Source organism: Microbacterium sp. T2.11-28 (genome assembly GCF_950097975.1).
GTDB lineage: Bacteria > Actinomycetota > Actinomycetes > Actinomycetales > Microbacteriaceae > Microbacterium.
In genome coordinates, this window is the sequence record NZ_CATNHF010000001.1 from 242,564 (window position 1) to 259,210 (window position 16,647).

A 16,647-nucleotide genomic window follows, 5' to 3' on the forward strand; every position below is an offset into this window, starting at 1 on the left:
CGTCCCTCCAGATTAGCGGACGGGCCCGGTCACCAGCCGGGCGGGAGCGCTCCCCCGAGTGCCGACAGCGGCCCCCGCGCCTTCACCCCGACCTCCGCCACCTCCGCGGCGGCGTCGGACCGCCAGGTGATGCCGCCGCCGGCACCGACGTAGGCGCCGTCGGGATGGAAGACGACGGAGCGGATCACCATGGCGAGGTCGGCGCGGCCGTCGGCGCCGATCCAGCCGAAGCATCCCGCGAACGCTCCGCGCGGCCCGCCCTCGAGGCGACGCAGGATCGTCATCGCCGACAGCTTCGGCGCGCCGGTCATGCTCCCGGCGGGAAAGGCGGCCTCGAGCACGTCTCCGACGCGCGTACCCGGGCGAAGCCGGCCGGCGACGGTGCTGACGAGCTGGTGCACCGCGGCGTAGGACTCCACCTCCAGCAGCCGCTCGACGGCCACCGAGCCGGGGAGGCACACCCGCTGGAGGTCGTTGCGCATGAGGTCGACGATCATGACGTTCTCGGCCCGCTCCTTGACGCTGTCCGCGAGCTCCCGGGCGAGGGCCTCGTCGGAGGACGCGTCGGCGCCGCGGGGGCGGGTGCCCTTGATGGGGCGCGTGCGGACGACGCCGTCCGCGACCTCGAGGAACCGCTCCGGACTCGCGCTGGCCAGCGCGTGGTCGCCTACGCGGATGAGCGCCCCGTGGTGCGCGGGCGTCGCGCGCCGCAAGCGCAGGAAGGCGGCGACGGGATCGACGGAGGCCGTCGTCTCGAACCGCGTCGTGAGGCACAGCTGGTAGGCGTCGCCCTCGCGGATCGCCTCGCGGCAGCGCTCGATGAGGGCGGCGTACGCGTCGGGGGTGTGCCGTGCCGCGATGTCGACGGGCGTGGCCGCCGCCGGTTCGTCGCGTGCTCCGCGCCAGGTCGCGACCTCGGCGGCGAACGCGTCGAGATCGTCCGCAGGGGCCCACGCCCAGGCGCGGCGCGCGCGGTGGTCGAGCGCGACGAACCGGTCGGCCCACAGGCCCCGGTCGGCGCGGACCCGGCCGGTGCGGGCAGCTCCGGGAAGGGCCGCGCTGAGTGCGGAGTGGGAGGCGGCGTCGTAGTCCATCCAGCCCACCCATCCGCCGGAGAAGGGTCCTGCGGCGTCGTCGCGCGGCGATGCGGCGCACTCCTGCTCGCGGGGCGCCTCCTCCGCCGGACGCCCGGCGCCGACCCAGCTCCAGCCGTCCGTCGCGTCGGGGCCCGCGTCGAGCCAGAAGCTGTACTCGGCGGCAGCCGGACCGGACAGGTAGAGCTCTGCCGGATCGACCCATCCGGGGAGCTCGCGGGCGCGGAGATCGGTCGGCACGTTCTCAGGCTAGACGCCGCGCGCGCCGTAGGCTGGGACGGTGAACGAGTTCCTCACATGGCTGCTCGACGCCGTGCAGAGCGTCGACCCCGTCGTGAGGACGATCCTGGCCGGCGTGGCGATCATGCTGGAGACCAGCGTGCTGATCGGCCTCGTCGTGCCCGGGGACACCGTCGTCATCGTCGCGGGAACGGCTGTGGCGTCGCCGTGGGAAGCGGCCGCCCTCATCGTGGTCGTGATCCTGGGTGCCCTCGTGGGCGAGAGCATCGGGTTCTGGCTCGGCCGCTGGCTGGGGCCGCGCATCCGCTTCTCCCGGCTGGGCATGCGCCTCGGCGAGGACAACTGGACGCGCGCCGAGCTCTACCTCCGCCGCCGCGGCGGACCCGCGATCTTCATCTCCCGCTTCCTGCCCGTCCTCCACTCCCTCGTGCCCCTCACAGTGGGGATGAGCGGCTTCGCCTACCGCAGGTTCCTGGCGTGGACCGCGCCGGCGTGCGCGGTGTGGTCGATCCTCTACGTCTCGGTCGCCGCGGCGGCCGCGGGCACCTACCGGGAGCTCGCCGACCGGCTGCACTACGCGGGGTATCTGTTCGTCGGCGCCATCGTGCTCTTCGTCGGCCTGGTGTACCTCGCCAAGCGGGTCATCGTCGCGCGTGAGGCGCGTCACCTGCGCCTGGACGACGAGCAGGCTTCCGACTCCCCGGCGGACGGCGTGACAGACTGAAGTGATGGCTGCCGCTCCCTCCCCTCGGCCGAAAGTCCTCTGGCTGGCCCGGCTCGAGTACCGATTCCACTCGTGGCGCGAGCGACGCGCGCGCGCACGGGGTCAGAAGCCCACCGTGGCCGCCTACCCGGGGTACGGCGGAGCGGACTGGGTCCGCGTGCTCGGACGGGTCCTCATCGTCCCCCCGCTCAAGCCCCGGCGCGGCGGCGAGTACGCCAGCGTGCGCGGGTGGCGGAGCTTCGCCTCGGTCCCGGTCGGCTACGCGCAGGTCACCGTGACCATCGACGGCGTCTCCCACGAGGTCGTCGCCGACCGGGGCGGCGTCGTGGACACCGTCCTGCCGGCGAGGCTGGCGTCGGGGTGGCAGACGTTCACCATGTCGGTCGAAGGCGGCGAGCCGATCGAGACCCGTGCGTTCATCGTCGGCGCCGATGTCGATTTCGGCATCGTGTGCGACGTGGACGACACGGTGATGGTGACGGCGCTCCCGCGTCCCTTCGTCGCGGCGTGGAACTCGTTCGTCCTCGACGAGCACGCGCGTCAGCCGGTCCCGGGCATGGCGGTGCTGCTCGAGCGCCTCGTGCGCGACAACGCCGGAGCACCGGTGATCTACCTCTCCACCGGCGCGTGGAACGTCGCGCCGACCCTGGTGCGCTTCATGCGTCGGCACCTGTTCCCGCCCGGTGCCCTCCTGCTGACGGACTGGGGGCCCACCCACGATCGCTGGTTCCGCAGCGGTCAGGCGCACAAGAGCGAGAACCTGCGGCGGCTGGCGGGCGAGTTCCCGCATGTGCGCTGGATGCTGATCGGCGACGACGGGCAGCACGACGACGCGCTGTACACCGCCTTCGCGAGCGATTTCCCCGACCGGGTGCGCGCGGTCGCGATCCGGCAGCTGTCGACGGCCGAGGCGGTGCTCGCCGGCGGGCGGACGGCCGTGGACGACCACTCCGCGGCCACCGTGCCGTGGGTGACGGGCCCGGACGGCGCCGAGCTGCTCGAGTGCCTCGCGGCCGTGGGGATCGTCGACGACGCCTGAGCGATCGCGTCGACCGCGCCGCTGTCGCAGGGTCGGCCTAGGCTGGGCGCATGTGCGGTCGGTTCGTGGTGGCTAACGTCGGTTCCGAGCTCGTCGGCGTCTTGCGCGTCGACGTGGTGGGAGACGATCTCCCCGAGCCGTCCTTCAACGTCGCGCCCACCGACCGGGCGGCGATCGTGCTGGACTCCGCGAAGACCGAGCCGCCCACGCGGCGCCTCGAAGGCGCTCGATGGGGATTGGTCCCCGCCTGGGCGAAGGACCCGTCCATCGGTCCGCGGGCGTTCAACGCGCGGGCCGAGGAGGTCGAGGACAAGCCGATGTTCCGCCAGGCGCTGATCAAGCGCAGGGCGGTCGTCCCGGCGACGGGCTACTACGAGTGGCATACGGTCGACGGCGTGAAGACCCCGCACTTCATCCGGCCCGGCGATGACGAGCCGATGCTCTTCGCGGGGCTGTACGAGTGGTGGAAGGACCCGTCGAAGGCCGACGACGACCCCGCCCGATGGCTGCTGAGCTTCACCATCATGACGAGGGACGCCGTCGGCGAGCTGGGCTCCATCCACGATCGGATGCCCCTGTTCCTCGACGCCGATCACGCCGACGCCTGGCTCGACCCGACGACGGAGAACGTCGGGGACGTCCTCGACGCCGCCATCGATGCGGCGCCGCTGCTGGCAGAGACGATGGTGCACTACCCGGTCGGCGCCGCTGTGGGCAACGTGCGCAACAACGACCCGTCGCTCATCGAGCCGCTCACCCACGCCGACTGAGAATCGGGGCGGGAGCGCCGCAGCACCCCCGCCCCGATTCGTCGGCCGCGTCAGGTCAGGTCAGCTCGATCGATGCGCTCTCGTTGTTGAGCACGATGATCGGCGTGACCGCCGAGAGGCCCGCTGCCCGGATCCCGGCGGCGTCGAAGCGCAGCAGCGGCGTGCCCGTGGTCACCCGGTCGCCGGCGGCGACGAGCGTGGTGAACCCCTCGCCCTTGAGCGAGACCGTGTCGATGCCGACGTGGATCAGCAGCTCGGTGCCGTCGTCGAGCGCCAGACCGATCGCGTGCCCGGTCGGGAAGACCGAGGCGACGGTTCCGTCGGCCGGAGCGACGATCGTGTCCCCCGTGGGATCCACGGCGACGCCCGGGCCCATCGTCCCCTGCGCGAACATGGCGTCCGGCACCTCCGACAGCGGCAGGACCGCCCCGGCGACCGGCTGGCGGAGTCGCAGCGTCGTGGTGGCGGGTGCGGCGGTCGTCGTGGTTCCGCTGCCCGCGGCGTCGGCGGCCGGGGCATCCACGAGGGCGATGTGCCGGTCGTTGATGATGTCCTCCATCGCGTCCTTCACGAACTGGACGTTCAGGCCGTACACGACCTGCACGGAATGACCGCCCGCTTTCATCGTGCCGGCGGCACCGGCACGCTTGAGGGCGTGCTCGTCGACCTTCGACACGTCCGCGATCTCCATCCGGAGGCGGGTGGCGCAGTTGTCGAGCTCGACGATGTTGTCCTTGCCGCCGAGGCCGGCGATGAACTTCTCGGCGGTGCCGTGGTAGCCCGTGAGGCTGGTGCCCACGTTGTCCGCGTCCTGCGCGTCCACGTCGTCCTCGCGGCCCGGCGTCTTCAGGTTGAAGCGCTTGATCACGAAGTAGAACGTGAAGAAGTAGATGAAGAACCATCCGATCCCCATGACGACGAGGATCCAGGGGTTCTGGGCGAGGGGGTTCGTCCACTGGAGCACCATGTCGATGAAGCCGCCCGAGAAGCCGAAGCCCAGGCGCGTCGGCAGCAGCGCCGCGAGCCCGACCGATATGCCGGTGAACACCGCGTGGATCAGGTACAGCCACGGGGCCACGAACATGAAGGCGAACTCCAGCGGCTCGGTGACGCCGACGAAGAACGACGCGATCGCGGCGGAGAGCATGATGCCGTAGGTCACCTTGCGGCGGGTCGTCTTGGCCGTGAGGTACATCGCCAGCGCGGCTCCGGGGAGGCCGAACATCATGATCGGGAAGAAGCCCGCCATGTACTGTCCGGTCACGCCGTACTCCGCCTCGGGAGTGTTCTGCAGGAAATTGACCAGGTCGTTGATGCCGGCCACGTCGAACCAGAAGACCGAGTTCAGGGCGTGATGCAGCCCGGTGGGGATGAGCAGGCGGTTCATGAAGCCGTAGATGCCGGCGCCCAGCGGTCCGAGCGTCGCGATCCACTCGCCGAAGGCGACCAGGCCGCCGTAGACGACCGGCCAGATGAACAGCAGCAGGAGCGCGACCACCAGCGAGACGCCGGCCGTGACGATCGCGACCGAGCGGCGTCCGGAGAAGAACGAGAGGGCGTCGGGGAGCTTGGTGTCCTTGAAGCGGTTGTAGCACCACGCTCCGATGAGGCCCGCGATGATGCCGACGAAGACGTTCTGCACGCGGCCGAAGGCGGGGTCGACATCGGCCTCGTCGGCGATGCTCAGGAGGCCGGCGACCTTCGCGGGGCTGAGGAGGGTGACGATGGTGAGCCAGGACACGAGGCCGGCGAGGGCCGACGTGCCGTCGGTCTTGTTCGCCATGCCGATCGAGATGCCGACCGCGAACAGCAGCGGCATGTTGTCCAGCAGCGCGCCGCCGGCAGCGCCGAGGAACGTCGAGACGACGTTGGCGCCGGCGGCCGAGGTGATCCAGTACGAGATGCCGGACAGGATCGCGGCGACCGGAAGGACGGCGACGGGCAGCATGATCGATCTGCCGAGCCGTTGGAAGAACTTCATCCGAGAGACTCCAACCGTGAGGGAGGGCGCCCGCCGCGTCACGCGCGGGCCTGTCCGTCCGACGCTACTCCCGATCCCGCGCGACGCACAGCAACCACTCAGGAAAGCCGGTTCTTCGACCTCGGACTGCCGGTCCGTTCGCGCGCAGAAACACAAAATCCCCGGATCACCGGGGATTGTTGTGGACCTGAGGGGACTCGAACCCCTGACCCCCTGCATGCCATGCAGGTGCGCTACCAGCTGCGCCACAGGCCCTTGGTCACCGCTCGCGGCAACTCGACCAGTTTACTACATCCGGAGAGGTGCCACGAACGCCGGTCACTCCGTGGCGGCTGCGGTGGGGAGCTGGATCGACACGATCGGGCAGTCCTTCCAGAGCCGCTCCAGTCCGTAGAACGTCCGCTCCTCCTCGTGGAAGACGTGCACGACCAGGTCTCCGAAGTCGAGCAGGATCCACCGCGCCTCGCTGCGCCCCTCGCGGCGCAGCCGCTTCACCCCTGCCTCCAGGAGTCGCTCCTCCACCTCGTCGGCGATCGCGGCGACGTTGCGCTCGCTGGATCCCGTCACGAGGAGGAAGGCGTCGACCAGCGGAAGCGGCTCGGACACGTCGAACGCGACGAGATCCTCCCCGCCCTTGGCGTCGGCCGCCGCGGCGGCCAGCTGTACGAGCTCCACGGAGCTGTCGGCGAGCGTCATCAGAAGACCCCTGTCGTGATGGCGAGGATGAGGACGCCGGCCAGGGCCACCGCGAGGACGCCCGCGGTGATCGCGAGCACCACCATCAGGCGGCTCCCCTTCTCGGGCGCTGGCGGCTTGATGATCTCATCCGCGCTCTTGATGGTGCTGATGGCCGCACTGGCGGCGATCGGCGTCGGTGAGGAGGCGGCGGGCAGCTCGCCGTCGATGAGGACGGCGTCCACATCGGTGCCGTCGGAGCGGCCGGGGACGGCCCCCGTCGAGCCGTAGCGGTCGGGAAGGGCGAACGTGCCCGTAATCAGCACCTCGCCGGTCGCCGTGACGGGCGAGGTGAAGCCGCCGCCGTCGGGCGTCTGGGAGAGGATCAGCGCGTTCGGCATCGACAGCGCCCCTGTCGCGGTGCTTCCACGCGTGAGCAGCTGATCGAAGGAGGCGGGAACCTCGACCTCGGCGGGCTGGCCGCGCAGCAGCTCGGAGCCGAAGTCGGGCGCGATGACGCGGCGCTCCGGCTCTTCCTCCACCTCGGGCGCGCTCTGCGATGCCGAGGCGTCGGCCGGCTCAGGCTCGTCCTCCGATGGCGCGGCGTCCACCGGCTCGGCCTCGGTCGCGGCGTCGGGCGATGACGGCTCGGGCGCGGCGGCATCGGGCGCGGCGGCATCGAGCTCGGCGGCCTCGGGCTCAGCGGTATCGGGCTCGGCGGCCTCCGGTTCGACCGTTTCGGGCTCGGTGGGGACCTCGACCAGCTCGGCGTCGACGATCATCTCGTCGTCGATGCGGTCCTGCTCCTCGGCGGCGCGCGCCTCGGCCTCGGCGGCGGTCGCCGCGAGCACCTCCGCGGTGATGACGGGCACGGACGCCGTGCGCAGACGCTCCCGCTGCCGCACTTCGCGGCGCGTCAGCGTGGGCGCGCCGCCTGCGGACGTGCGCGGCTCCGCGCGGGGAGGCTCCGCGAGGACGACGGGTTCCGCCGCGCGCGGGAGCGGGGTCGCCGGCGGCTCGCTCGGCGTCGGTGTGTCGGTGACGATCGGGGTCGAGGCGGTGTTGCGCAGCTCGCGCAGTTGCCTGCGCGTCAGCTGAGGCGGCTCTTCGGGTGTGCTCATGGCTTGCTCCGGTAGAGGTGGTGCTTCGCAATGTATTGGACGACGCCATCCGGGACGAGGTACCAGACCGGGTGCCCTCGGCGTACCCGGTCCCGGCAATCCGTGGACGAGATGGCCAGAGCCGGGATCTGCAGCTGGCTCACATCGTCGCTGGGAAGACCGTCGGTGCGCAGATCGTGTCCCGGCCGCGAGACCGCGACGAAGTGGGCGAGGTCCCACAGTTCGGCGTGGTCGCGCCATCCGAGGATCTGCGCGATGGCATCTGCTCCGGTGATGAAGAACAGCTCGGCGTCGGGTCGCTGCTGTTTCAGGTCACGGAGTGTGTCGATCGTATACGTCGGACCTGCACGATCGATGTCAACGCGGCTGACGGTGAAGCTCGGGTTGGAGGCGGTCGCGATGACCGTCATCAGATAGCGGTGCTCGCTCTCGGTGACGTCGTCCTTCTGCCACGGCTGGCCGGTGGGCACGAAGACCACCTCGTCGAGGTCGAACGACTGCGCCACCTCGCTGGCCGCGACCAGGTGACCGTGGTGGATGGGATCGAACGTCCCACCCATCACCCCGATCCGCGGGGAGCGCGCCGTTGCCATCACGGCGGCCTAGTGGTGGCCGTGACCCGCCTGGGCGAGGTCGGTGCCGTGGGTCTGGGCGTAGGCCTCGGCCTTGTGCGCGTGGCGGTTGGCGACGTTGCGGTACGACAGCGTGACCAGTCCGAGCGCGAGGAACACGACGAAAGCGATCACGCCGAAGATGAACGTCTCCGCCTGGACGTTGCCGTGGTGCTCGGCCTCCCCTGCGGCGAGGACGGCGATCGTGGCGAGGGTCATTCATGCTCCGTTCGGTTCGGGTGCGCACCTACAGCTTAGGCGGTCACCGGCGGATCTGCCCGGCGCCACGGGCGAGCCACTTGGTACTGGTCAGCTCCGGCAGCCCCATGGGGCCGCGGGCGTGCAGTTTCTGGGTCGAGATGCCGACCTCCGCGCCGAAGCCGAACTCGCCGCCGTCGGTGAACCGCGTGGAGGCGTTCGCCATGACGACCGCCGAATCGACCTCCGCGAGGAAGCGCTCGGCGTGTGCGTCGTCCGCCGTGATGATCGACTCGGTGTGATGGGTCGAGTAGGTGCGGATGTGGGCGAGGGCGGCGTCGAGGTCCTCGACCACGCGGATCGAGACGTCGAGGCTCATGTGCTCGGTGGCCCAGTCGGCCTCGGTCGCCGGCACCGCCTCCGGCACGAGGCGCCGCACGGCCTCGTCGCCGTGGATCGTGACGCCGTGCGCGCTGAGCGCGTCGGCCACCGGAGGGATGAGCCGGGCCGCTCCCTCCTCGACGACCAGCACCGTCTCGACCGCGTTGCAGACGCTCGGGCGCTGGACCTTGGCGTTGACGACGATGTCGCGCGCCCACTCGAGCGGCGCACTGGCGTCGAGGACGATGTGGACGACCCCGGCGCCGGTCTCGATGACCGGGACCGTGGACTGGGTGACGACGGTCTCGATGAGCTCGGCACTCCCCCGCGGCACCAGGACGTCGACGAGCCCCCGCGCCTGCATCAGGGTGCGGGCGCCGTCACGTCCGAAGTCGTCGACCGTCTGGATGGCCTCGGGGTCGACGCCCGCGTCGGCCAGGGCACCGCGCATGGCGCGCACCAGCGCCGCGTTGGAGGACAGGGCCGCCGTCCCGCCGCGCAGCACCACGGCGTTGCCCGAGCGCAGCGCCAGCGCGGCGATGTCGACGGTGACGTTCGGACGCGCCTCGTAGATCGAGCCGACGACGCCGAACGGCACGGACACCTTCTGGAGGGTCACCCCCGACGGCAGCGTGCGCTCGTCGAGGATCCGCCCGACCGGGTCGGGAAGGGCCGCGACGTCGCGCACCGCGTCGGCGAGGGCGGTGACGCGCGCGGCGTCGAGGCGCAGCCGGTCCAGGAGTCCCGCCCCCAGTCCGTTCGCCTCACCGCGAGCCAGGTCCTCGGCGTTGGCGGCGACGATCTCTTCGCTGTGGGCCTCGAGTGCGGCGGCGATCGCCCGAAGGAGCGTCGCCTTCTCCGCGTCCTCGAGCAGTCCGACCCGGCGGGCGGCGTCCTTGGCCAGCAGGAGGCGTTCCGTGGCGGTGTCGGCGATCGTCGTCATCGCGCCATTCTAGCGAGCCCACCCGCGGCGGGATCGGGTGCGGGGGCGTCAGCCGTCGGTCAGGAGGTGCGCGCCGGCGTCGTGCCGAGCGAAGGCGGTGCGTCGGGGTCGGGGGCGAACCAGGTGCCCACGGCCGCGCCCTCCAGCGCCTCCGCGACGAGGTCGGCGCTCGTCACCAGCACGCCGATGCCGGCGGCCGAGGCCAGGCGCGCCGCGGAGGCCTTGGTCGCCGCCCCGCCCGTGCCGACGCTGTTCACGACGACGGATCCGAACTCGTAGTCCGACAGGTCGTCATCCGGGGCCACGCGATCGATCGGCCGCGCGCCGGGCTCGCTCGGCGGTCGCGTGTACAGGCTCGCGATGTCGCTGAGGAGCACCAGGGCATCGGCGCCGATCAGCTGGGCGACGAGGGCGGCGAGCCGGTCGTTGTCGCCGAAGCGGATCTCGTGCGTCGCGACGGTGTCGTTCTCGTTGACGATCGGGAGGATGCGCAGCCCCAGCAGCCGCTCCATCGCGCGCCGCGCGTTCGAGCGGTGGGTGGGGTTCTCCAGATCGCCGGCCGTGAGCAGCACCTGTCCCGCCACGATGGCGAACGGGCGCAGTGCCGCCTGGTAGCGGTAGATCAGCACGTTCTGGCCGACCGCGGCCGCCGCCTGCTGCGTGGCGAGATCGCTCGGCCGTTCATCGAGGTCCAGGTAGGGCATCCCCGTCGCGATCGCACCCGACGAGACGAGGACGACCTCTGTCCCGCGCGCGTGCGCCGCCGCCAGCGCCTCGACGATCGGCTCGATCTTGTGCGCGTTCTCGCCGCTGATCGACGACGAGCCCACCTTCACGACCACGCGACGCGCGCCGAGGAGATCGGCGCGCTCTCGGACGCTCACCATTCGGTGTCGTCCTCGTCACCGCCGAGCCGCTCGGACTCCAGCTCGGCACGCGCCTCCGCCTTGGCGTCCATCCGCTCGTGATACCGCTCCCGGCGCTGCGACGTGGTGCGGCGCGGGTTGAGGTCCAGGCGCGGGTCGGTGCCGCGCGGCGCCGTCATGAGCTCTGCGGCGGACGACAGCGAGGGGTGCCAGTCGAACACGATGCCGTCGCCCTCGCCGATGACCACGGTCGAGCCGGCGACCGCGCCCGCGCGGTAGAGGCCGTCCTCGACGCCGAGCTTCTCGAGCCGGTCCGCGAGGAAGCCCACGGCCTCCTCGTTCTGGAAGTCGGTCTGCTGCACCCAACGCACGGGCTTGGCGCCCAGCACGCGGTAGATGTTCCCGTAGGTCCCGCCCTCGACCCGCACGGTGAACTCCTTCTCGGAGCCCTGCGGACGGATGATGACGCGCTCGGGCGGTGCGGCGGCCGACTGCGCGGCACGGTGCTCGCCGACGATCTCGCCGAGCGCGAACGTCAGGGCGCGCAGCCCGTCGTGGCTCACCGTGGAGATCTCGAACACGCGGTAGCCGCGCGCCTCGAGGTCGGGCCGGACGAGCTCGGCGAGATCGCGGGCCTCGGGCACATCGACCTTGTTGAGCGCGATGAGCTGGGGGCGCTCCAGGAGCGGCACCTGCCCCTCGGGCACGGGGTAGTTGCCGAGCTCCTCGAGGATCACGTCCAGATCGCTCAGCGGATCGCGTCCCGGCTCGAGGGTCGCGCAGTCGAGCACGTGCACGAGCGCCGTGCACCGCTCGACGTGGCGGAGGAACTCGAGGCCGAGGCCCTTGCCCTCGCTGGCGCCTTCGATGAGCCCCGGCACGTCGGCCACGGTGTAGCGCACGTCGCCGGCCTGAACGACGCCCAGGTTCGGGTGCAGCGTGGTGAAGGGGTAGTCGGCGATCTTGGGACGAGCGGCCGAGATCGCCGCGATGAGGCTCGACTTGCCGGCCGACGGGTAGCCCACCAGCGCGACGTCGGCCACCGTCTTCAGCTCGAGGCGGATGTCGCCTTCCCAGCCGGGGGTGCCGAGCAGCGCGAATCCGGGCGCCTTGCGCTTGGGTGAGGCGAGTGCCGCGTTGCCGAGCCCGCCCTGTCCACCGGGCGCGACCACGTACCGCGTGCCGGGAACGACCAGGTCGACGAGCGTCTCGCCGTCGGCGTCCTTGACGACGGTGCCGACGGGGACGGGCAGCTCGACGTGCTCGCCGGCGGCGCCGGAGCGGTTGTCGCCCATTCCGAAGCCGCCGTTGCCGGCGGAGCGATGCGGCGAGTGGTGGTAGGACAGCAGGGTCGTGACCTGCGGGTCGGCGACGAGGATGACGTCGCCGCCGTGACCGCCGTTGCCGCCGTCGGGGCCGGCCAGCGGCTTGAACTTCTCGCGGCGGACCGACACGCAGCCGTTACCGCCTTTGCCGGCGCGCAGATGCAGCGTCACCCGGTCGACGAACGTGACCATGTCGGAACTCCTGAGAAAAAAGACGAGGGGCGAGCCGAAGCCCGCCCCTTGCCATGGGATTGAGGAACAGCGCGAGGCTGTCGACGCCCGTGTCGGTCGGGATTACTCCGCGACCGGGACGATGTTGACGACCTTGCGGCCGCCCTTCTTGCCGAACTCGACCGAGCCCGCCGCCAGGGCGAACAGGGTGTCGTCGCCGCCACGGCCGACGAGCGCGCCGGGGTGGAAGTGCGTGCCGCGCTGACGGACGAGGATCTCGCCGGCGTTGACGGTCTGGCCGCCGAAACGCTTCACGCCCAGTCGCTGAGCGTTGGAGTCACGACCGTTACGAGTGGAGCTTGCGCCCTTTTTGTGTGCCATCTGAAGCGTCTCCCTGGCTTACTTGATGCCGGTGATCTTGACGCGCGTGAGGTCCTGACGGTGGCCCTGGCGCTTCTTGTAGCCGGTCTTGTTCTTGAACTTCTGGATGATGATCTTGGGGCCGCGCTCCTCGCCGAGGACCTCGGCGGTCACGGTGACCTTGGCGAGCTTGTCGGCGTCGGTCGTCACGGCGTCGCCGTCGACGAGCAGCACCGCGGGCAGCTCGAGCTTGTCGCCGACCTTGGCCTGCTGGCGGTCGAGGACGACGATCGTGCCGACCTCGACCTTTTCCTGACGGCCACCGGCGCGCACAACTGCGTAAACCACTTCACACCTGTTTCTTGTGTTGGAGCGCACGGCTCCGATTGTCTTTGCGAGACTGGGAAGTCTTGGTGCGGGGCCTCGGCAGGGGCCTGCTGAGTCTCTCGAGCATCGCCATAGGCCTGCGACGCGGACGCACCGAAGATCTACTTTACCGGATGCCGGGACGATGGGCAAAAGCACGCGGGAGCGTGTCGCCGTAGGATGCCACTCGATGACTGTTCTCGTCGACGATCCGCGCTGGCCGGCGCACGGCCGGCTGTGGGCCCACCTCGTGAGCGACTCCGATCTGGACGAACTCCACCGCTTCGCCGCCGCCCACGGCATCCCCCCGCGCGCCTTCGACCTCGACCACTACGACGTTCCCGAAGACGCGGTCCCCCGGCTCATCGCGGGCGGTGCCGAGCACGTCGACGGACATGAGCTCGTGCGGCGCCTGATCGCCTCGGGGCTGCGCGTCACCGCGCGCGAGCGGCGCGGACGCGCCTGAGACGCGTCCGCGCCGACCTCAGTCCTCGGGCGTCGCCGAGACCGGGGTGCCGCTCAGCGCGGCCGTCGTCACACGACGCCGCGAGCGACCCTGACCGGGCGCCTTGGGCTCGGGAAGCGCGTTGAGCACCGAGTCCAGCAGCATGTCGGCCTCGGTCTTCGGCGCCTCGGCGCGCTTCTTGCGGGGCTTCTTCGCGCGCTCGGGAGCGGTGCGCTCCGGGGCGGGGCGCTCGGGCTCCGCGTCCGCGACGGCGGGCGTCTCCCCGACGGGATGGATCGTGGAGGCCGCGATCTGCGCGAGCGCCGACTTGGCGCCCTCCGTGATCACGTGCGTGCCGCCGCCCTGGGCGGCAGCGCCGTTCGAGCCCCCGTTCGAGCCGCCGCGCGAGCGCCGCGGGGAGCCGTTCTGCTGCTGCGGGGCGCGGTGCTTGACGACGGGGTCGTGGTGCACGATGACACCGCGGCCGGCGCACACCTCGCACGGCTCGCTGAAGGTCTCGAGCAGGCCGAGGCCGAGCTTCTTGCGCGTCATCTGCACGAGGCCGAGCGAGGTCACCTCGGCGACCTGGTGCTTGGTGCGGTCGCGGCTCAGGCACTCGACCAGTCGCCGGAGCACGAGGTCGCGGTTGGACTCGAGCACCATGTCGATGAAGTCGACGACGATGATGCCGCCGATGTCGCGCAGGCGCAGCTGGCGAACGATCTCCTCGGCGGCCTCGAGGTTGTTCTTCGTGACCGTCTCCTCGAGGTTGCCGCCGGAGCCGACGAACTTGCCCGTGTTGACGTCGACGACGGTCATGGCCTCGGTGCGGTCGATGACCAGCGACCCGCCGGAGGGCAGCCACACCTTGCGGTCGAGCGCCTTCTCGATCTGCTCGGTCACGCGGAACGCGTCGAAGGGGTCCTGCTCGTCCTCGTACTTCTCGATGCGCTCGAGGAGGTCGGGGGCGACACCGGTCAGGTAGGACGAGATGGTGTGGTGCGCGTCCTCGCCCTGGATGAGCATCTTCGAGAAGTCCTCGTTGAAGACGTCGCGGACGATCTTGACGAGCAGGTCCGGCTCGGAGTGGAGCAGCGAGGGGGCGGAGCCGCTCTCGGACTGCGTGCTGATGTGCTCCCACTGGGCGGTCAGCCGCTGGACGTCGCGCGTCAGCTGCTCCTCGGTGGCGCCCTCGGCGGCGGTGCGGACGATGACGCCGCTGGACTCCGGGAGGACCTCCTTGAGGATCTTCTTGAGGCGCGACCGCTCGGTGTCGGGGAGCTTGCGGGAGATGCCGTTCATGGCGCCGCCGGGCACGTACACCAGGTAGCGCCCGGGCAGCGAGATCTGGCTCGTCAGGCGTGCACCCTTGTGCCCGACCGGGTCCTTGGTCACCTGCACGAGCACCTTGTCGCCCGACTTGAGGGCGAGTTCGATGCGCCGCGGCTGGTTGCCGGTCTCCACCGCGTCCCAGTCGACCTCGCCGGAGTACAGCACGGCGTTGCGACCGCGGCCGATGTCGACGAAGGCGGCCTCCATGCTGGGCAGGACGTTCTGCACGCGGCCGAGGTAGACGTTGCCGATGAGGGACGCGTCCTGGTTGCGGGCGACGTAGTGCTCGACGAGGACGTTGTCCTCGAGCACCGCGATCTGCACCCGGCCGTTCTTGGAGCGCACGATCATGACGCGGTCGACGGACTCGCGACGCGCGAGGAACTCGGCCTCGGTCACGACGGCGCGGCGGCGACCCGCCTCGCGACCGTCGCGGCGGCGCTGCTTCTTGGCCTCGAGCCGGGTCGAGCCCTTGATGCGCTGGGGCTCGGTGATGAGCTCGACGGCGCGGCGGCGCGGCGCGGCAGGCGCCTCGTCGGCGTCCGCTCCCCCGCTGCCGCCACGGCGGCGGTTGCGGCGGCGCGAGCTCGAGGACCCCTCGCCCCCGCCGTCGGCGTCGCGGTCCTCGCGATCGCCGCCGGCCTGCCCGGGCAGGGCCGGCAGCGGCGTGATCTCGGGAGCGTAGAAGTGCAGCGCCGTCGAGACGGTCGAGACGAACACCTCGGGAAGCAGCCCGAGCGCGACGGCCGTCAGCGGCTCCGCCGCAGCGTCGGGCTCCGTCGCCGCGTCGGGATCCTCCGCGCCGGCCGGTGCGTCGGCCTCCGCCGGGGCGTCCGAGTCTGCCGGGGCGTCCGACTTCGCCGGGGCGTCGGAGTCTGCCGGGGCGTCCGCCTCCGCCGGGGCGTCGGCTGCAGCCTCGGCCGCTGCCGGGACGTCCGAGTCTGCCGGGGCGTCGGCTGCAGCCTCGTCCGGTGCCGGGGCGTCCGGCTGCGTCTGCGCGGCGTCCTCCGCTGCGGGCACCGGCGCCTCCGCGGAGCGGCTCTCGTCGCTCAGCGGGGCGTCTGCCGCCGCGGGTTCGGGAGTGTCTGTGTCGTTGTGCTCATCGGCCATCACTGGCTTGCTCCTAGCCGCCGGCTCCGCGTGCCGTCGGGCGAAAATCTGGCGGCGCCGCTCCGTGGAGGCCGGGCCGCGAACTCACTCGGTCTGCAGCGGGCGCGAGGCTCGCGCTGCGAAGGGCGTTCATCGCCCGAAGTCTCTGTGATGCCGTCGCGGCGCGGCCGCGCATGCATCGACAGCCATTATCGCACCATCCGAGGCGAATCCGCGATCCCACCCCGACGCCTCGCGTGTCGATCGCACACGCTCAGGTCGTGCCGATCGCGTCGATGGGATAATCGCGGGATGCCGACGCGCCTGACCCACACCCGTCCCACCGCCCTCGCGGTGTGGCTCATGATCGCCGGCGCGATCGGCTGGGTCGCGGCCTTCGCGCTCACGCTGGAGAAGTTCCACCTCCTGCAGAATCCCGGGTCGTCGGCGTCCTGCGACTTCAGCGTCGTGGTGCAGTGCGGGGCGAACCTCACCTCCGACCAGGGATCGGTGTTCGGCTTCCCCAACCCGCTCCTGGGGTTGACGGGATGGGTGGCGCCGATGGTGGTCGGCGCGGCCGTGCTCGCCGGCGCGCGCTTCTCCCGATGGTTCTGGCTGCTGTTCTGGGCCGGGATCGCGTTCGCCTTCGGCTTCGTGCTCTGGCTGATCAGTCAGAGCATCTTCGTCCTCGGCACCCTGTGCCCGTGGTGCATGGTCACCTGGGTCGTGACGATCCCGACGTTCTACGCCGTGTCGCTCCATCTGCTCCGGTCCGGGATCGTGCCCGTCCCGCAGCCGCTGCGCGATGTCGCGGGGACGCTCATGGGATGGCTTCCCGTGCTGGCGGTCGTGAGCTACGCGATCGTCGCCCTCGTCGCCCAGCTGCGCCTCGACTGGATCGGCACGCTCTAGAACC

The 16,647-nt window shown here is 71.2% G+C and carries 17 protein-coding genes and 1 tRNA gene; 5 read left to right on the plus strand and 13 right to left on the minus strand.

Annotated features, from left to right (window positions below; translation table 11 throughout):
• Window positions 1-29 precede the first annotated feature (29 nt).
• Entirely contained in the window at window positions 30-1,334 is a 1,305-nt protein-coding gene (gene pabB / locus QQZ13_RS01175; RefSeq protein ID WP_284527300.1) for an aminodeoxychorismate synthase component I, read from the minus strand.
• 40 nt (window positions 1,335-1,374) lie between these two features.
• Here pabB and QQZ13_RS01180 point away from each other — a divergent pair, with 40 nt between their 5' ends.
• Genes QQZ13_RS01180 through QQZ13_RS01190 form a run of 3 tightly spaced genes read left to right on the plus strand, consistent with a single transcriptional unit; the run spans window position 1,375 to window position 3,867 of the window.
• Window positions 1,375-2,058: a DedA family protein gene (locus tag QQZ13_RS01180; RefSeq protein WP_284527301.1), complete on the plus strand. Its 684-nt coding sequence runs from the start codon at window positions 1,375-1,377 to the stop codon at window positions 2,056-2,058.
• A 4-nt stretch (window positions 2,059-2,062) separates the two neighbouring features.
• Window positions 2,063-3,097: an App1 family protein gene (locus QQZ13_RS01185; protein ID WP_284527302.1), complete on the plus strand. Its 1,035-nt coding sequence runs from the start codon at window positions 2,063-2,065 to the stop codon at window positions 3,095-3,097.
• 50 nt (window positions 3,098-3,147) lie between these two features.
• The gene (locus tag QQZ13_RS01190; RefSeq protein WP_284527303.1) at window positions 3,148-3,867 is read left to right on the plus strand and encodes an SOS response-associated peptidase; all 720 of its coding nucleotides are present in this window, start codon (window positions 3,148-3,150) and stop codon (window positions 3,865-3,867) included.
• 55 nt (window positions 3,868-3,922) lie between these two features.
• Here QQZ13_RS01190 and nagE read toward each other — a convergent pair whose 3' ends face one another.
• The 11 genes from nagE to rplU all read right to left on the minus strand — a co-directional run bounded on the left by nagE (window position 3,923) and on the right by rplU (window position 12,847).
• Entirely contained in the window at window positions 3,923-5,848 is a 1,926-nt protein-coding gene (gene nagE, locus QQZ13_RS01195) for an N-acetylglucosamine-specific PTS transporter subunit IIBC (RefSeq protein ID WP_284527304.1), read from the minus strand.
• Window positions 5,849-6,030: 182 nt separating this feature from the next.
• Window positions 6,031-6,103: transfer RNA gene (locus tag QQZ13_RS01200), tRNA-Ala, on the minus strand.
• Window positions 6,104-6,166: 63 nt separating this feature from the next.
• Window positions 6,167-6,544 carry a ribosome silencing factor gene (gene rsfS, locus QQZ13_RS01205; RefSeq protein WP_284527305.1) on the minus strand — a complete coding sequence of 126 codons (378 nt, stop codon included), beginning with the start codon at window positions 6,542-6,544 and terminating at the stop codon, window positions 6,167-6,169.
• Entirely contained in the window at window positions 6,544-7,644 is a 1,101-nt protein-coding gene (locus QQZ13_RS01210; protein WP_284527306.1) for a hypothetical protein, read from the minus strand. The genes rsfS and QQZ13_RS01210 overlap by 1 nt, the downstream gene beginning before the upstream one ends.
• Window positions 7,641-8,240, minus strand: a complete 600-nt coding sequence (nadD, locus tag QQZ13_RS01215) for a nicotinate-nucleotide adenylyltransferase (RefSeq protein WP_284527307.1) — start codon at window positions 8,238-8,240, stop codon at window positions 7,641-7,643. Before nadD ends, QQZ13_RS01210 begins: the two co-directional genes overlap by 4 nt.
• Window positions 8,241-8,246: 6 nt before the next feature.
• The gene (locus QQZ13_RS01220) at window positions 8,247-8,474 is read right to left on the minus strand and encodes a hypothetical protein (RefSeq protein ID WP_284527308.1); all 228 of its coding nucleotides are present in this window, start codon (window positions 8,472-8,474) and stop codon (window positions 8,247-8,249) included.
• 43 nt (window positions 8,475-8,517) lie between these two features.
• Window positions 8,518-9,777: a glutamate-5-semialdehyde dehydrogenase gene (locus QQZ13_RS01225; RefSeq protein WP_284527309.1), complete on the minus strand. Its 1,260-nt coding sequence runs from the start codon at window positions 9,775-9,777 to the stop codon at window positions 8,518-8,520.
• A gap of 59 nt (window positions 9,778-9,836) precedes the next feature.
• Window positions 9,837-10,664 (minus strand): glutamate 5-kinase, encoded by an 828-nt coding sequence (gene proB, locus QQZ13_RS01230; RefSeq protein WP_284527310.1) that lies wholly within the window; start codon window positions 10,662-10,664, stop codon window positions 9,837-9,839.
• The gene (gene obgE / locus QQZ13_RS01235) at window positions 10,658-12,160 is read right to left on the minus strand and encodes a GTPase ObgE (RefSeq protein WP_284527311.1); all 1,503 of its coding nucleotides are present in this window, start codon (window positions 12,158-12,160) and stop codon (window positions 10,658-10,660) included. Before obgE ends, proB begins: the two co-directional genes overlap by 7 nt.
• A 102-nt stretch (window positions 12,161-12,262) precedes the next feature.
• Window positions 12,263-12,520: a 50S ribosomal protein L27 gene (rpmA, locus tag QQZ13_RS01240; RefSeq protein WP_284527312.1), complete on the minus strand. Its 258-nt coding sequence runs from the start codon at window positions 12,518-12,520 to the stop codon at window positions 12,263-12,265.
• Between the two features lie 18 nt (window positions 12,521-12,538).
• The gene (rplU, locus tag QQZ13_RS01245) at window positions 12,539-12,847 is read right to left on the minus strand and encodes a 50S ribosomal protein L21 (protein WP_174236301.1); all 309 of its coding nucleotides are present in this window, start codon (window positions 12,845-12,847) and stop codon (window positions 12,539-12,541) included.
• 208 nt (window positions 12,848-13,055) lie between these two features.
• Here rplU and QQZ13_RS01250 point away from each other — a divergent pair, with 208 nt between their 5' ends.
• Window positions 13,056-13,331 (plus strand): DUF4031 domain-containing protein, encoded by a 276-nt coding sequence (locus QQZ13_RS01250; RefSeq protein ID WP_284527313.1) that lies wholly within the window; start codon window positions 13,056-13,058, stop codon window positions 13,329-13,331.
• An 18-nt stretch (window positions 13,332-13,349) separates the two neighbouring features.
• Here QQZ13_RS01250 and QQZ13_RS01255 read toward each other — a convergent pair whose 3' ends face one another.
• On the minus strand, window positions 13,350-15,752 hold the full coding sequence (locus tag QQZ13_RS01255) for an Rne/Rng family ribonuclease (RefSeq protein WP_284527314.1): 2,403 nt from the start codon (window positions 15,750-15,752) through the stop codon (window positions 13,350-13,352).
• Window positions 15,753-16,043: 291 nt separating this feature from the next.
• Between QQZ13_RS01255 and QQZ13_RS01260 the strand changes: the two genes are divergently transcribed.
• Complete coding sequence (locus QQZ13_RS01260) at window positions 16,044-16,643, plus strand: vitamin K epoxide reductase family protein (protein WP_284527315.1); 600 nt, start codon at window positions 16,044-16,046, stop codon at window positions 16,641-16,643.
• The last annotated feature ends 4 nt before the right edge of the window (window positions 16,644-16,647 follow it).

Bases quoted from the DNA above. Each gene is read 5' to 3' on its own strand.
- QQZ13_RS01185 (WP_284527302.1), top strand. From the start codon at position 2,063: ATGGCTGCCGCTCCCTCCCCTCGGCCGAAAGTCCTCTGGCTGGCCCGG.
- QQZ13_RS01190 (WP_284527303.1), top strand. From the start codon at position 3,148: ATGTGCGGTCGGTTCGTGGTGGCTAACGTCGGTTCCGAGCTCGTCGGC.
- nagE (WP_284527304.1), bottom strand. From the start codon at position 5,848: ATGAAGTTCTTCCAACGGCTCGGCAGATCGATCATGCTGCCCGTCGCC.
- rsfS (WP_284527305.1), bottom strand. From the start codon at position 6,544: ATGACGCTCGCCGACAGCTCCGTGGAGCTCGTACAGCTGGCCGCCGCG.
- QQZ13_RS01210 (WP_284527306.1), bottom strand. From the start codon at position 7,644: ATGAGCACACCCGAAGAGCCGCCTCAGCTGACGCGCAGGCAACTGCGC.
- QQZ13_RS01220 (WP_284527308.1), bottom strand. From the start codon at position 8,474: ATGACCCTCGCCACGATCGCCGTCCTCGCCGCAGGGGAGGCCGAGCAC.
- QQZ13_RS01225 (WP_284527309.1), bottom strand. From the start codon at position 9,777: ATGACGACGATCGCCGACACCGCCACGGAACGCCTCCTGCTGGCCAAG.
- proB (WP_284527310.1), bottom strand. From the start codon at position 10,664: ATGGTGAGCGTCCGAGAGCGCGCCGATCTCCTCGGCGCGCGTCGCGTG.
- obgE (WP_284527311.1), bottom strand. From the start codon at position 12,160: ATGGTCACGTTCGTCGACCGGGTGACGCTGCATCTGCGCGCCGGCAAA.
- rpmA (WP_284527312.1), bottom strand. From the start codon at position 12,520: ATGGCACACAAAAAGGGCGCAAGCTCCACTCGTAACGGTCGTGACTCC.
- QQZ13_RS01250 (WP_284527313.1), top strand. From the start codon at position 13,056: ATGACTGTTCTCGTCGACGATCCGCGCTGGCCGGCGCACGGCCGGCTG.
- QQZ13_RS01255 (WP_284527314.1), bottom strand. From the start codon at position 15,752: ATGGCCGATGAGCACAACGACACAGACACTCCCGAACCCGCGGCGGCA.
- QQZ13_RS01260 (WP_284527315.1), top strand. From the start codon at position 16,044: ATGCCGACGCGCCTGACCCACACCCGTCCCACCGCCCTCGCGGTGTGG.